This is a genomic window from Streptomyces sp. NP-1717 (genome assembly GCF_022695985.1).
In the GTDB taxonomy this organism is placed as follows: Bacteria; Actinomycetota; Actinomycetes; order Streptomycetales; family Streptomycetaceae; genus Streptomyces.
Genome location: NZ_JAAPBF010000184.1, coordinates 1 through 14,456, shown reverse-complemented (window position 1 = coordinate 14,456; position 14,456 = coordinate 1). Strand labels below are relative to the sequence as shown.

14 protein-coding genes and 1 pseudogene are annotated in these 14,456 nt (G+C 72.8%); 8 read left to right on the top strand and 7 right to left on the bottom strand.

Annotation, left to right across the window (positions count from 1 at the left end):
- Window positions 1-1,147, bottom strand: a 1,147-nt coding sequence (locus GXP76_RS27280) for an ATP-binding protein (protein ID WP_242574271.1), incomplete at its 3' end; no start/stop codon positions are given.
- A gap of 334 nt (window positions 1,148-1,481) precedes the next feature.
- Between GXP76_RS27280 and GXP76_RS27275 the strand changes: the two genes are divergently transcribed.
- A complete protein-coding gene (locus tag GXP76_RS27275; RefSeq protein WP_242574270.1) occupies window positions 1,482-2,516 on the top strand; it encodes an alpha/beta hydrolase family protein in 1,035 nt (344 codons plus the stop codon).
- Window positions 2,517-2,583: 67 nt separating this feature from the next.
- Here GXP76_RS27275 and GXP76_RS27270 read toward each other — a convergent pair whose 3' ends face one another.
- Entirely contained in the window at window positions 2,584-3,129 is a 546-nt protein-coding gene (locus GXP76_RS27270; protein WP_242574269.1) for a GNAT family N-acetyltransferase, read from the bottom strand.
- A 154-nt stretch (window positions 3,130-3,283) separates the two neighbouring features.
- Here GXP76_RS27270 and GXP76_RS27265 point away from each other — a divergent pair, with 154 nt between their 5' ends.
- Window positions 3,284-3,661, top strand: coding sequence for a VOC family protein (locus tag GXP76_RS27265; protein ID WP_242574268.1), 378 nt, complete (start codon window positions 3,284-3,286; stop codon window positions 3,659-3,661).
- Window positions 3,662-3,703: 42 nt separating this feature from the next.
- Here GXP76_RS27265 and GXP76_RS27260 read toward each other — a convergent pair whose 3' ends face one another.
- Window positions 3,704-4,216, bottom strand: a complete 513-nt coding sequence (locus GXP76_RS27260; protein ID WP_242574267.1) for a DUF6328 family protein — start codon at window positions 4,214-4,216, stop codon at window positions 3,704-3,706.
- Window positions 4,217-4,914: 698 nt separating this feature from the next.
- On the opposite strand from GXP76_RS27260, the gene GXP76_RS27255 reads away from it, so the two are divergent.
- Window positions 4,915-5,808, top strand: coding sequence for a S1 family peptidase (locus GXP76_RS27255; protein WP_242574266.1), 894 nt, complete (start codon window positions 4,915-4,917; stop codon window positions 5,806-5,808).
- 159 nt (window positions 5,809-5,967) lie between these two features.
- Here GXP76_RS27255 and GXP76_RS27250 read toward each other — a convergent pair whose 3' ends face one another.
- Window positions 5,968-6,627, bottom strand: a complete 660-nt coding sequence (locus tag GXP76_RS27250) for a response regulator transcription factor (protein ID WP_308354213.1) — start codon at window positions 6,625-6,627, stop codon at window positions 5,968-5,970.
- Window positions 6,628-6,782: 155 nt separating this feature from the next.
- On the opposite strand from GXP76_RS27250, the pseudogene GXP76_RS27245 reads away from it, so the two are divergent.
- A pseudogene (locus tag GXP76_RS27245) lies at window positions 6,783-7,565 on the top strand (ABC transporter ATP-binding protein); the annotation flags it as partial.
- 17 nt (window positions 7,566-7,582) lie between these two features.
- Window positions 7,583-7,804 carry a hypothetical protein gene (locus tag GXP76_RS27240; protein WP_242574264.1) on the top strand — a complete coding sequence of 74 codons (222 nt, stop codon included), beginning with the start codon at window positions 7,583-7,585 and terminating at the stop codon, window positions 7,802-7,804.
- A 10-nt stretch (window positions 7,805-7,814) separates the two neighbouring features.
- Here the strand turns inward: GXP76_RS27240 and GXP76_RS27235 are convergent, their stop codons facing one another.
- The gene (locus GXP76_RS27235; RefSeq protein WP_242574263.1) at window positions 7,815-9,503 is read right to left on the bottom strand and encodes a sensor histidine kinase; all 1,689 of its coding nucleotides are present in this window, start codon (window positions 9,501-9,503) and stop codon (window positions 7,815-7,817) included.
- 114 nt (window positions 9,504-9,617) lie between these two features.
- Between GXP76_RS27235 and GXP76_RS27230 the strand changes: the two genes are divergently transcribed.
- Complete coding sequence (locus GXP76_RS27230; protein ID WP_242574262.1) at window positions 9,618-10,010, top strand: VOC family protein; 393 nt, start codon at window positions 9,618-9,620, stop codon at window positions 10,008-10,010.
- Here GXP76_RS27230 and GXP76_RS27225 read toward each other — a convergent pair.
- Together GXP76_RS27225 and GXP76_RS27220 are read right to left on the bottom strand one after the other, a co-directional pair.
- Complete coding sequence (locus GXP76_RS27225; RefSeq protein ID WP_242574261.1) at window positions 9,950-10,702, bottom strand: DUF6597 domain-containing transcriptional factor; 753 nt, start codon at window positions 10,700-10,702, stop codon at window positions 9,950-9,952. The two genes, GXP76_RS27230 and GXP76_RS27225, sit on opposite strands and share 61 nt — an antisense overlap.
- 44 nt (window positions 10,703-10,746) lie before the next feature.
- Window positions 10,747-11,880, bottom strand: coding sequence for a YihY/virulence factor BrkB family protein (locus GXP76_RS27220; protein WP_242574260.1), 1,134 nt, complete (start codon window positions 11,878-11,880; stop codon window positions 10,747-10,749).
- 17 nt (window positions 11,881-11,897) lie between these two features.
- On the opposite strand from GXP76_RS27220, the gene GXP76_RS27215 reads away from it, so the two are divergent.
- Both GXP76_RS27215 and GXP76_RS27210 read left to right on the top strand, forming a co-directional pair.
- The gene (locus GXP76_RS27215; RefSeq protein WP_242574259.1) at window positions 11,898-13,544 is read left to right on the top strand and encodes an acyl-CoA dehydrogenase family protein; all 1,647 of its coding nucleotides are present in this window, start codon (window positions 11,898-11,900) and stop codon (window positions 13,542-13,544) included.
- A gap of 251 nt (window positions 13,545-13,795) precedes the next feature.
- On the top strand, window positions 13,796-14,456 hold a 661-nt coding region (locus GXP76_RS27210; RefSeq protein WP_242574258.1), incomplete at its 3' end, for a GAF domain-containing protein.

The window sequence follows — 14,456 nt, the reverse complement described above, 5'->3', positions numbered from 1 at the left end:
TGATGGGCAGTTTGCCGCTGGTCTCGGCCGTGACCGGCTGTTCCGTCCCCGCGGGGCGGGTGGAGCGCGGCGCGGCGGCGGCCGGGGGTCTGACGACGGGGTCGACATGGCTGAGCAGATGGGTGTTGACGAGCAGCACCGCGCGCACTCCCCCGTACGGCGAGGGTGTCGACAGGTCGACGGAGAGGTCGAACTGCCGGGTGAGCTGGCCGATCGCGGCGAGCCCCATCCGGGGCGGGTCGCCGAGGTCGGACAGCAGGATCGGCTCGCGGCTCGCCACCATCCGCTGCGCGTAGGCGCGTTCGTCGGCGGACATGCCGACGCCGGCGTCGTCGATGGTGACGGCGACCCCGTGGTGGGCGCGTTCGAGACTCACCGTGACGTCGGTGTCCCGCGAGGAGTGCCGCAGGGCGTTGTCGAGGAGTTCGGCGACGATGATCGCGACCGGTTCGACGGCGTGGGAGACGAGCGCGGTGCCGGGCTCCAGATGGTTGTTGACGCGGACCCGGTGGTAGCCGACGATCCGCGACTGGCCGCCGGTCACCGCGTCCACCAGGTGCGACTCCTGGCGGGCCAGGCCCACCCAGGCACCGCACACCACGGCGGCGACCTGTGCGCGCCGCAGCGACTGCTCGTTCTCGTGGTCGAGTTCGAACAGGGTCTGCGCCAACTCGGGCTCGTCGTACTGCTGTTGGAGCCCCCGCAGGACGTCCTGGAGCCGGTAGAGCCCGGCCTGGATCTCGCGGGTGGTGCCGCGCATACCGGCACGCGCCGCGGCGTCGACCCGCTTGCGCTCCTGCGTCATGGCGCTCGACAAGGCGTGGAGCACCCCGTCCAGACCGGCGCCCGGTCCGGTGCGGGCGAAGCCGGGGCTGAGCGGGCCGGGCACCTGGACATGAGGGTGTGCGGCGCGGATGGCGACCGCGGGGACGCGACTGTTGGTGAGGTGTGCGATCTCCGCGGTGAGTTCGGCGGACACGCGGTCGGCTCTGGAGCGGGCGTCGTCCAGCTGGTCCCGCAGGCCGGCGACCTCCTCGCGGAGTCGGGACCGGTCGCGGCGGGTGCGGAGCAGCCCGCCTCCGAAGGCGAGCGCCAGCAGGGTCCCGGCGGCCAGGCCGCCTGCGGCCAGAACCGTTTGCTCGATCATCGGACGGACCTCGGGAGGATCGGGGGAATCTGACGGGCCGAGTGGACCCGGAAGGCAGAACCGCACAGTACACACAGCGACGGTCCATGTGCGAAGCGTTCCGGCGAAGACCCCCACAAGGGGACAACTCACGCCGTGGGCGCGCGGTGTCGCACGCCGTGAGCGCCGTGGTCGTACGCCGTGAGCGCCTGGTGGGCGTGTGGCGGAGGGCGCGCGGTTGGCGTACGCCGGCGGGAGCAGCGGCCGACTCCCGGCGGCGGATGTCCGGGTCCGGACCGCTCCGTAGCGTCGGCGGCACCGGAGGAACGTCTCCGGCCGGACAAGGAGGACTCGTATGAGAGTCAGGATTCGACGCGCGCGGGCGGTGGTCGTTCTCGCCGCGCTGGCGGCCCTGCTGCCTCCCGCGGGGCCGGCGTCGCCGGCCGACCGGGTGCCCGTGGCGAGGGTCGTGGGTGAGCGGGTCGTGAGTGAGCGGGCGGGCGCTTCCGGCCTGGTCGATCTGACCGTCGATTCACCGGCGTTGGGCCGCCGGGCGGCGGTGCGGCTGGCGACGCCGGACGGCTGGGGCGAGCGCCGCCCCGGTGACCGCTGGCCGGTGCTCTACCTGCTGCCGGGGGGTGACGGCGACCATCTGAGCTGGACCCGCGACTACGGCGTGCAGGATCTGCCCGAGCTGCGGAACGTACTGGTGGTGATGCCCGAGATGCCGCTCTTCGGCTTCTACACGAATTGGTGGAACGGTGGCGCCGGAGGGCCGCCCGGTGTCGAGCGTTTCCATCTGGACGAGGTACGGCCGCTGCTGGAGCGGGAGTACGGCGCCGGTACGCGGCGCACGGTGGCGGGCGAGTCGCAGGGCGGGTTCGGCGCCCTCTCGTACTCGGCACGGCGGCCGGGGATGTTCCGCGCGGCGGCGAGCTTCAGCGGCTACGTGCATCCGCTCCAGCACCCGCACGCCGTCAGGGCGGGCATGGACCATCTGGGACTCGACTGGAAGGCGATCTGGGGCGATCCGGTCGAGCAGCGCGCCAACTGGGTCGCTCACGACCCGTACTACCTGGCCGAACGGCTGCGGGGCATGCCCGTGCGGCTGTCCGCCGGTGACGGGACGGCGGGCGTGCTGGATCCGCCGGACGTCGAGCCGGACGAGGAGATCCCGGGGCTGGAGGATCCCGCGGATCCCTTCGACGACGACGTGATCTCGCCGACCGAGACGCTGATGGAGCGGGAGTCGCGGGCGGTGGCGGACCGGCTGCGGAAGGCCGGGGCGCGGGTGACGACGCACTTCTACCCGGGCACGCACTCACCCGCGTACTGGGAGCGGGAGTTGCACCACGCGCTCCCGATGCTGCTGAAGCCGCTGATGGGCTGAGCGGGGGCGGGAGGCGCGCGGCGCCGGGTGCGGTGCGGCCACGGGGGGGGCCGCGCGAAAGGTAGTTCTAGGGGTGACGGGAGTGATGCGGCTCAGGGCCGGGCCGGGGGGTCGCCGCGGGAGCGATCCGGATGACCAGCTCGGGCCGGTCCCACATCACCGCGGGCGGGTTCGCCGCCACCGTACCGACGCGCTCCGCGCCGACGCCGAGGTAGAAACCCTCGGCGGGCGGATGCGACACCACGCGCACGGAGCGGACGCCGGCCGCGCGCGCCTCCTCCTTCATATGGCTGATCAGCCGTCGTCCGAGGCCGAGGCCCTGCGCGGCGTCGGCGACGAACATCAGGTCCAGTTCGGGCGGGGCGAGCAGCAGGGCGTAGAAGCCGAGGATCCGGCCGTCCGGGGCCGCGGCGAGGAAGACCCGGTGGGTCTCGATGTAGTCGGGCCCCACGCGGTAGCCGGCGATCATGGGCGCGTACGGGCCCTCGTAGGCGCTGGACGACCGGATGAGCCCGGTCAGCCGCCTGGCGTCGCGCGCCGTGGCCCGCCGGAGGGACACGCCGGCCGCGGCGGGGCCCGCCGGGCGACCGGTACCGGTAATGCGCGGAGTCATGCTCCGAGTATTACGCATCCGGTACGGCGGCCCGCCCGGAGGGACCCGCCGCAGACCGGTCGGGCTGCCGGGTCCCGGACCTCCTTGTACGGTCGGGAACGAGGGCCGGAGAGCGATCGAGGGCCGGGAGACGGCCGGACGAGAGGAAGCAGTCATGCTCGGCAGAAGCAGGGCGTTCAGCGGTTTCGCCGTGGACGACGTCCCGAGGGCCCGCCTCTTCTACGGCGAGACGCTCGGCCTGGACGTCACCGAGGCGAACGGGATGCTGCGGCTGCGCCTCGCGGGCGGGGCGGAGGTGCTCGTCTATCCGAAGCCGGACCATGTCCCCGCCACGTACACGATCCTCAACTTCCCCGTGGACGACATCGAGACGGCCGTGGACGAACTGGTCCGCAGAGGGGTGCGCTTCGAGCGCTATCCCGGCATGGAGACGGACGAGAAGGGGATCTTCCGGCTCGGCGGCCCGTACATCGCGTGGTTCACCGACCCGGCGGGCAACACGCTGTCCGTGCTCCAGGACCGCCCGGCCTGACCGCCCGGCCCTGCCGTCCGGGACCGGTCGCCCGGCGCGGCGTCACTCGGCGCCGTGCCGCGCGCTGTCGCGGCGGGCCCAGGCAGGCAGGACGAACCAGCAGAGCACGAACCACACCACCAGACCCGCCACGATCCACAGCGCGACGGCGTTGTGCAGCGCCACGCGCAGGATCAGCAGCAGGGCCGACGCCATGGTGCACAGCAGGAAGACCAGTCCGACGACGGTGAGCCGGGACGCCCACTCGACCATCTGGGGCTTCAACCGCCGCCCCGTGACCATCCGGTGGAAGGAGACGGGCGCTATGAGCGCGCCGGTGGTGACGGCGCCGAGCACCACCGTCGCGAGGTAGATGCTGGTGTCGGTGTCGGACAGATCGCCGAAGCGCGGCTGGAAGACCACGGTGAGCAGGAATCCGAAGAGGATCTGCACCCCGGTCTGCGCGACACGCACCTCCTGCAGCAGCTCCGCCCAGCGCCGGTCTGCCCGCTCCTCCGGCGACTCGTCACGGCCCCGGGGCCCTGCCTCCTCGGGTCTTCTCTCGTCTTCCGTCATAATCTCCGGGTTTCCCGGCGGGGCCCGTCCATGCGACCGGCTCGCCGAGCGGGCGGGCATCGGGGCCCGGGGCACGCTCCTGACGGCGCGTCACGGACAGCGCGCCGAGGGGGCCGCCCAAACAAGGCGCCGCCGTGGCCGATTCCGGACAGGCCCAATACCCCCAACTCCGGCCCGGACGAAGATTTTCAGCCACTGAGCGGGCCGACGCAATTCGCACGTACGACACATAAGGCCGCACCGGCCACAGCGGATCCGTTGCGCACACCCCGGCGGACGGGGCCCGCCCGCGCTCGTACACACCACAGATATCGGACGCCCAACCACCCCGCAAACCCTGCGTGTTCGTGAAGTGACCCGTCGCAGCCTCCGGCATACGGGCTCAAACCCGCTGCTTCGCCGGGAGTTTCCGCCCGTATCGCGAGCCTGGTCCGGTCCGCCGGGTCAATTTGCAGCAAACCGCAGGCCATGCGCATGCAAAAAAACTGACGCCCCGTCAGAGAGATTTTCCGCGATGTCCCGAGGCGTGGGTGGCCGGGGTCCGGAAGTCGGCCTTGTGTACGAGGCGCGGCCCGTCAACGATTCCATTCGTGCGGCTCGACAGGTCCACGACCGGCAGAGACCGGCCACGGACCGGCGCACGAACAACGGCCCACACCCCACGGGGCCGTGCATTCCCCCCACCGATGGAGGATTTCGTGACCATCAAGCGCTTCTCCCCCCTCAACGGCGTGTCCAGACGCGCTCGTGCCCTTGCCGTGTCGACCGGTCTCCTGGCAGCCGTCGCGCTCGCCGTCCCGTCAGCGGTGGCCGCCCCGGCCCCCGACGCCAAGGTGACGGCGGCTCAGCTCGCCGACGCCAGCTCCGCCGTTCGCGGCGCGGACGTGGCCGGCACCGCCTGGTACACCGACAAGGCCACCGGCAAGATCGTCGTGACCGCCGACTCCACCGTCTCGGCGGCCGAGCTGGCCGAGGTCAAGTCGGCCGTCGCCGGCACCGACGCCGGTGTCACGATCAAGCGCACCCCCGGTAAGTTCACCAAGCTGATCGCCGGCGGCGAGGCCATCACCACCGGTGGCGCCCGCTGCTCCCTCGGCTTCAACGTCACCAACGGCAGCGCCAACTACGCGCTGACCGCCGGTCACTGCACCAACATCGGCAGCAGCTGGTCCATCGGCACGACCGCCGGTACCAGCTTCCCGGGCAACGACTACGGGATCATCCAGCACTCCGACCCGGGTGCGGCCGACGGCAGGGTCTACCTGTACAACGGCAGCTACCAGGAGATCGACGGCGCGGCCGACCCGTCCGTCGGCCAGGGTGTCTCCCGCAGCGGCAGCACGACCGGTCTGCACAGCGGCACGGTCACGGGCCTCAACGCGACCGTGAACTACGGCGCCGACGGCATCGTCACCGGCATGATCCAGACCAACGTCTGCGCCGAGCCCGGCGACAGCGGCGGCGCGCTCTTCTCCGGCAGCACGGCGCTCGGTCTGACCTCCGGCGGCAGCGGCAACTGCTCCTCCGGCGGCACCACGTTCTACCAGCCGGTGACCGAGGCCCTGAGCGTCTACGGCGTCTCGATCATCTGAATGTCCGAGGCGTCCGGGCCCCTGGGAGATGACGATCCCCTGAAGCCCTGAACGACGCAGGGACGAGCTGTCCCCGGCGGGCCGCGCCCCAGGCGCGGCCCGCCGTCGTACGCCCGGCCGGGCGTACGACCGGGCGACCCGTACAGCGCCCGCCTCCGCTCAGGACCGGCCGTCGCGGTCCCGGCCGACCAGACCCGCCTCGTACGCGGCGATCGCCGCCTCCACCCGGTTCCTTACGCCCAACTTGGCCAGAATCGCGCTGACATGGGCCTTCACCGTGCCCTCGACCAGATACAGGCGTCCGCCGATCTCGGCGTTGGACAGCCCCGCGCCGACCAGCGCCAGGACCTCGTGCTCCCGCCCGGTCAGCCGCTCGGCCAGCGGTCTCACCGCCGCCGCGCCCGACCCGCCGGCCCGCAGCCCCGCGACGACCCGGGCCGCGACCCTCGGTGAGAGGTACGCGCCGCCCCCGGCCACCGCGTGCACGCCCGCCAGCAGCTCCCTGGGGTCGTCCGCCTTGAGCAGGAACCCGTCGGCACCGCCGCTCAGCGCGCGGGCGATGAAGTCGTCCTCGCCGAAGGTGGTCAGCATGACCACCGCCGTACCGGGCAGCTCGCGATGGATCCGTTCCGCGGCGCGGATCCCGTCGAGCACCGGCATCCGGATGTCCAGCAGGGCGACGTCCGGGCGGTGTTCGCGTACGGCGTCGACGGCCTCCCGGCCGTTCGCCGCCTCCGCGACGACCTCGATCCCCGGATCCCGCGCGAGGATCGCGCGCACCCCGGCGCGTACCAGCGCCTCGTCGTCCGCCACCAGCACTCCGACCACGGGCGGAGTGTACCGAGCAGGACCCCGGAAGGGTCCCCGACGAAAGTCGGGGTGTGATCGGCGACGAAGGCCGGATGTGTGCGCGACCGGTGATTCGTACCGTCCCGAGGACACGTACGGACGGCACCGGAAGGACGGGCACAGACGTGATCACCCTGAGAGGGCTGACCAAACGCTACGGCGGCACCGTCGCCGTGGACGGTCTGACGCTGGACATCGCGGAGGGCCGGGTGACCGGTTTCCTCGGCCCGAACGGCGCCGGCAAGTCGACCACCATGCGCATGATCCTCGGACTCGACCACCCGACCGCCGGGACGGCTCTCATCGACGGCAGGCCGTACGCGGCGCTACGCCATCCCGTGCGCGAGGTCGGCGCGCTGCTGGACGCGAAGGCCCTGCACCCGGCGCGCTCCGCACGCGGGCATCTGACGGCGCAGGCCCGCAGCAACGGTATCCGGGTGAGCCGCGTGGACGAGGTCCTGGAGCTGGTGGGGCTCGCGTCGGTGGCCCGCAGGCGCGCCGGGTCGTTCTCGCTCGGCATGTACCAGCGGCTCGGCATCGCGGGAGCTCTGCTCGGCGACCCGCGCGTCCTCGTCTTCGACGAGCCCGTCAACGGCCTCGACCCGGACGGGGTGCGCTGGGTGCGCGAGCTGATGCGCTCGCTGGCCGCCGAGGGGCGCACCGTCTTCCTCTCCAGCCATCTCATGAGCGAGATGCAGCTGACGGCCGATCAACTCGTCGTCATCGGGAGGGGAAAGCTCCTCGCCGAGACCACGACGGCGGACTTCCTGACCGACGGCTCGCGGGCCTCCGTGCGGGTCGGTGTCCCGGGCGCGGACGACCGGCGCGCGCTGATGGACCGACTGGTCCGGGAGGGCGCTGAGGTGGCCCCGGCCGGTGACACGGAGCTGATCGTGTCGGGCCGCACCGCCGGAGAAGGCTGACGGTGCTCTTCCTGCTGCTCTACGGCGTGCCGACGGTGCTGGTGGGACTGGGCGGCGAGACGCTGCGAGCCGTCGGCGACCATCTGCCGCACGGCGCGGGCACGCACGCCATGCTGGGCGACGACGCGCCGTATCCGCGGGTGGTGGGATTCCTGATCGTGGCGGGGTGGGCGGCCGCCGGCCATCTGGTCGGACGCGAGGTGCTGCGGCGGCGCGACGCGTAGTCCGACGCCGTCACCCCCTGCCCGATCCCGGCACGACGTCCTTGGAGACCAGCCGGGACCCGCTGTAGCAGAGGCGGTAGACATCCACCTGGTCGAGCAGGCTGCCGCTGGACCTGTAGTACGCGCAGGTGGTCCCGGCGGGGCGGGGACGGGCCTTGACGGAGTCGGAGACGTAGGGGAACTGCCGTGCCGGGAGGACGTTCGCGAACTCGGCGCGGTCCGCCCCCACGTGGAGCTGTGCGTAGTCGGCGGGCCGCAGCACGCAGGTCGCGAGCTGGAACGCGGCGTAGGCGGCGGACCCCAGGGTGATGAGCCCGAATCCGCCGGGCACCACGAACGCGGCGGCGAAGCGCAGCCTCGCCCTTCGCCGGGCGGTGGTGAGCTGTCGTACCGACTCCGACTCCGGCTCCCACTCGCGGGACTCGGTGTCGGAGCCGGTGTCCGAGTCGGCCACGGCCTCCCGCAGCGGCCGGTCCTGGCCCACCCGGTCAGGCATCGTCGCGGCGACCTCGAACCCGGTCCCCCGCGGCGCGGCCCGCAGCGTCCCTCCGACCACCTCCACCCGCTCCCGCAGCCCGGTCAGACCGTGTCCTCCCGGCACCGGGCCCGACGGTGGGTGCGACTTTCCCGCGTCCCCGCCCGAGTTGGTCACCCGTACGTCCGTCCGACCGCCCTCGTGCGCGATCCGCACCCGTACCGCGCCTCCGGGCGCGTGCTTCGCCGCGTTGGTCAGCGCCTCGCGCACCACCCGGTGGACGGCGCGGTCGACGAGCGGTGAGAGGCCCGGCGGCGCCGGGGTGCCCTCGCGCCGCAGGTCCACCGTGACGCCGGAGCCCCGCGCCCGGTCGACCAGTTCCTCGACGGACTCGTCCGCCGGCGTGGCGGCCCGGTCTCCCTCCGCGTCGCGCAACACCCCCACGGTGTCCCGCAGATGACCGACCGCGTCCGACACGGCGGCCCGCAGCTCACCGAGATCCGCCCGGTCCCGGCCGGTCAGCGTGGGGGAGAGTTCCAGGGCGCCGGCCCGTAGCGCGATGAGGCTCAGCTCGTGGCCGAGCGAGTCGTGCATGTCGGCTGCGATCCGGGTCCGTTCCCGCAGCCGGGCCTGTTCGGCGACGAGCCGCTGCTGGCGCTCCAGGAGCTGTGCCCGCTGCCAGCCGCCGCGTACGAAGGCGAGCTGTGCCTGCCAGTAGCGGCCGAAGAGCCAGGGCACCAGCAGCGCCAGGGGAAAGGCCGTCAGCGTGTAGTACCACCACACCGCTCCCCCGCCCAGCGCGGCGCAGAGCGCCAGGTCGAGCGCCAGACAGCCGCCGAAGGCCCGCAGCGCGGAGCGGGTGGTGGTCGCTCCGGTGCCCAGGAGATAGGCCGAGACGGCCAGCGCCACGATGTACGCGTTGGCCGGAGTGACGGGGTGCGCGAGGCCGATCGCGCACAGCGCGTTGACGGCGAACGCGGCGGCCACCGGCCACCGGCGGCGGGCCGGGATCGCGACGGCGAGAACGGCCAGCGGCAGCACCAGTTCCAGCGCGACGGAGGACCGGGGGTGGCCCACGAACCAGACGAGCGCGACCCCGGCCAGGGCGAGCCACAGGGCGGTGTCGCGCACGGCGGGGCCGGCCACCGTCCGACCGCCCGTACCGCTCTCCCCGCCCGTACCGCCGTCCCGGGCCGTGTCGCTCGTCCCACCCCACCACCGCACCGTTCGAGGCTATGCGATCCGGCCGCTCCGCGAACGGGGGCCGATGGAGCGGGCGGCGCCGTCCTGTCCGATTCGTTCAAGACCGCCGCGGCGGTCCGCGCCTACCGTGGGCGCATGACTCCACGACTCGACCTGATCGGCATCGTCACCTCCGACATGGCCGCCTCGCTCGCCTTCTACCGCAGGCTCGGCCTGGACATCCCCACCGACGCGGACACCGCCCCCCACGTGGAGGCCGCTCTCCCGGGCGGCATGCGGCTCGCGTGGGACACGGAGGACGTCGTGCGCTCCTTCGATCCCGGCTGGACCCCGCCGTCGACCGGCGACCGGCTGGGCCTCAACTTCCTCTGCGACAGCCCCGCCGACGTCGACGCGGTCTACGCCGAGCTGACCGGCGCCGGGTACCGCGGTCACCTCAAGCCGTGGAACGCGGAGTGGGGCCAGCGCTACGCGGTCGTGCTCGACCCGGACGGCTGCGGCGTCTCGTTCTTCGCCAACGCCTCGTAGGCGCCCAGCGTCAGTCCGACCAGATCGCGCGTCTCCCTGGCGAGGTGCGCCTGGTCGGCGCAGCCCGCGGCGACGGCGGCCTGCGCGTACGGCACCGACGCCCGTACCAGCGCGAGCGCGCGCTGGAGCCGCAGCACACGGGCCAGGGTCTTGGGGCCGTAGCCGAAGGCGTCCAGGGAACGGCGGTGCAGCGCACGGGTGCCGAGGCCGGCGGTGTCGGCGACGGAGGCGACCGTGCGGCCCGCGTCGAGCCCTTCGACGACGGCGCGCAGAAGCGGGTCGGGCGGTCCGGCGACGGCCGCACGCCGCAGGGCCACCGTCTCCAGGACGGCGGCCGGGTCGGTGGCGGCGGCGACGCGTTCGGCGATCTCGCGGGCCTCGGGGCCCGGCCACAGGTCGGCGAGTGCGACGCGCTGATCGCGCAGCTCGTGCGCCGGTACGCCCAGGAGCGCGGGCGCGACGCCGGGCGCGAAGCGCACCCCGACGACATCGGCGAAGCCGCCGGCGCCGTTCGACAGATCAGGGGCGAAGGCGTGCGTGTCGGGTCCGGCGACGCTCAGCCGGCCGCCGGTCCAGAGCAGATCCATGCAGCCGTCCGGCAGTACGGGATAGACGGGTCCGTCGTTGCGCTCGGGCGCTGTCCGTGTCCATACGACGACGCCCTCGGCCCGCGAAGCCCGCTCCCTGTACACACCTCCAGGTTACCGGCGCCGCCCCGGGGCGCCGGGGCGGCGGATCACGGCCGCTGCTCCTTGTCGCGGCTGGAGTGGAACCGGGACTTCAGGTCGTCCGGCGGCAGGAAGCGGGACCACCGCTCGGGGAATTCGGAGGGCATGTCCGGGTCCGGGCCGTAGTCGCCGTCGTCCGGCTCCCCCGACAGCGCCTCTGTCCGCGCCACCAGCTCCGCCGCCTGCGCCGCGCGCAGGCGCTCGTTGGCCGCGCGGGCGGCCGCCGTGGCGACGGACGGCCACACCCGGTCGATGGCGGCGTTGACCGCCGCGCCGACCAGGACCGCGAAGGCCGAGATCCCGATCCACAGCAGGACCGCGATGGGGGCGGCGAGCGATCCGTAGATGGTGGGGCCCTCGACCGTGCTCGTGAGGTAGATCCGCAGCAGGAAGCTGCCGAAGACCCACATGGCGAGGGCGACGAGCGCGCCCGGCACGTCCTCTATCCAGGGCGACCTCGCGGGCACGGACACGTGGTAGAGCGTGGTCAGGAAGACGACGGAGAGCAGGATCACCACCGGCCAGTACAGGACGCTGGCGAGCTCCGTGCCCCACGGGATGATGTCGACGACCCGGTCGGGCCCCACCACCGCGAGGGGCAGCACCACGGCGCCGATGAGCAGCGCCACGATGTAGAGGAGGAAGGCCAGCAGCCGGGTGGCGACGATGCCGCGGCGGCCGTCGAGTCCGTACATCACGGTGATCGTGTCGATGAAGACGTTCACCGCCCGGGAGCCCGACCAGAGCGCGATGGCGAAACCGATGGAGATGAGGTCGGGCCGTCCGCCGTGCGTGACGTCCGCCAGCAGCGGTCTCGCGATCTGGTCGACGCCGCGGTCCGAGAGGACCGTGCCGACCGCGGTGAGGATGTTCTCCTCGATCGAGGCGACGGTGGTCGTGTTGGTCCAGTCGTCTATGTACCCGAGCAGGCCGAGGAGACCCATCATCAACGGCGGCAGGGAGAGCAGCGTGAAGAACGCGGCCTCCGCGGCGAGACCGAGAATCCGGTACTCGATGCACGAGTTGACCGTGTCCTTCAGCAGCAGCCAGGTCATCCTCCGCTTGGAGACGTTGCGGTAGAGGGCACGGACCCGGCGGAGTCGGCCCGATGGCCGCTCGGGTGTTTCGTTTGCTGCCTGCACCTCCTTACCGTAGCGGCATGACTGCCAGCACTCACACAGTGACCAACCAGGTTCCGCCCCTGGTGGGGTACGACGTCTTCACCGGCGACCGGGTCCTCGCCGAAGGGCTGGAGCGGCACGCCTCCCCCGAAGTCCTCGACGAGGCACGGTCGGAGCTGTCCGCGCTCGGTCTGGAGGCCGGTTCGGCACGGGCCCAGGAGTGGGGGGCGCGGGCGAACGAGAACCCGCCGAAGCTGCGTACCCACGACCGGTACGGCAACCGGATCGACGAGGTGGAGTTCCATCCGGCCTGGCACCAACTCCTGGACCGGGCGGTGTCGGCGGGGCTGACGGACGCCTGGGGCAGGCCGGACGGGCATCTGCGCCGGGCCGCCGGGTTCTACGTGTGGACACAGGCGGAGGCCGGGAACGGCTGTCCGCTGTCCATGACGCACGCGGCGGTCCCGGCGCTGCGGACGGAGCCGGCCCTGGCCGCCGAGTGGGAGCCCCGGCTCACCTCGCACCGGTACGAGCCCGGTCTGCGGCCCGCCGCCGACAAGGCCGGGGCGCTGTTCGGGATGGGCATGACCGAGAAGCAGGGCGGCAGCGACGTACGGGCGAACACGACGGCCGCGAGGCCGCTGGACGCCGACGGCGAGTATCTGCTCACCGGGCACAAGTGGTTCTGCTCCGCGCCGATGTGCGACGGGTTCCTGGTGCTGGCGCAGGCACCGGCCGGGCTGACGTGCTTCCTCGTTCCCCGGGTGCTGCCGGACGGCACGCGCAACGTGTTCCTGATCCAGCGGCTGAAGGACAAGCTGGGCAACCGGTCGAACGCGTCGAGCGAGGTGGAGTTCGACGGCACGTGGGCCCGCCGTGTCGGTGAGGAGGGGCGCGGGGTGCGCACCATCATCGAGATGGTGGCGGCGACGCGGGTGGACTGTGTGCTCGGATCGGCGGCGCTGATGCGGCAGTCGGTCGCGCAGGCGGTCCATCACGCGGCGTACCGCAGCGCGTTCGGCGGTGAGTTGATCGACAAGCCGCTGATGCGCAACGTACTGGCCGATCTGGCGCTGGAGTCGGAGGCGGCGACGACACTGGCGCTGCGGCTGGCGGCGGCGCAGGACGCCGTGCAGAGCACGGGCTCGGAGTCGGAGCGGGCGTTGCTGCGGCTCGCGGTGCCGACGGCCAAGTACTGGGTGACGAAGCGGTGTACGCCGGTCGCGGCCGAGGCGCTGGAGTGTCTGGGCGGCAACGGTTACGTCGAGGAGTCCGGGATGCCGCGGCTGTTGCGCGAGTCGCCGCTGAACTCGATCTGGGAGGGCTCGGGGAACGTACAGGCGCTCGATGTGCTGCGCGCGCTCCAGCGTGAGCCCGAGGCGCTGAACGCGTTCCTCCAGGAAGTGGGCGCGGCGCGCGGCGCGGACCACCGGCTGGACGGGGCGATCAAGGACCTGCTGACCGAACTGGCCGATCTGAACGGGATCGAGGCCCGCGCGCGACGGCTGGTGGAGCGGATGGCGCTGGTGCTCCAGGGGTCGCTGCTGGTGCGGTGGGCGCCGCCCGCGGTCGCGGACGCGTTCTGCGCGTCACGGCTCGGCGGGGACTGGGGTACGGCCTTCGGCACGCTGCCGCACAGTCTGGACCTGGAGTCGGTGGTGACACGGGCGCGGGCGGCCGGCTGAGCCGCCGCCCGACCGGGGCTGGTGCCGTGTTCTCACGTCAGGGCCGAGGGTGGTGCTGCGCCGACACGGCACCACCCACGACTTGTTGTCACCTTCACGCACGGGAGCGGCTGTTCGCCAGGGTTGCAAGTGGTTGCAGAATCTCCGATCCGCCGCGCGCGTACGGGCCGGGACGGCACGATGGAGCGAGCGGAGCGATCAGCTCCGCATCGTGCGGAACCGATCGATCGCCGTACGCGGCGGGGGGCCCGATGAAGGACACACCGCTCAGCCTGTCCCGCCTCGCCGCGATGGAGGGCGGGCGCGCGACACGGCTGCTCCAGGAGATCCGGGAGGCGTCGCTGGCCGGTGACCGGCCGCCGCTGGCGCCCCGCCCCGTCATCGAGGCGTCGTGGCGGCGGATGCGGCGGCTCGGCGTCAGCCCCCAGGGGAAGACCGGTCCGGTGGTGATGACGCCGGAGGAACTCGAACACCGGCGTCGTACATCGGCACTCGGTGAGGTGATACGCGGCGTCTGCGACGGGCTCGGCGGCTTCGTCGACGCGTCGCTCCAGATCCTGGTGGTCTCCGACGCGCAGGGCCGGGTCCTGTGGCGCGAGGGCAACGCCAAGGTGATGCGGCGGGCCGACGGGATCAGTCTGGAGGAGGGCGTGACCTGGACCGAGCAGGCCACGGGGACCAACGCCATCGGTACGGCGCTGGTCGCCGGGGTCCCGGTGCAGGTCCACTCGGCCGAGCACTTCGTGCACACCCTGACGCGGTGGACGTGCGCGGCGGCGCCGGTGCGCGATCCGCGCGACGGCCGGGTGCTCGGCGTCGTGGACGTGAGCGGGCCGGCGAGGAGCTTCCATCCGTCGACGCTGGCGCTGGTGACCGCCGTCGCCAGGCTCGCCGAGAGCGAGCTGCGGGAGC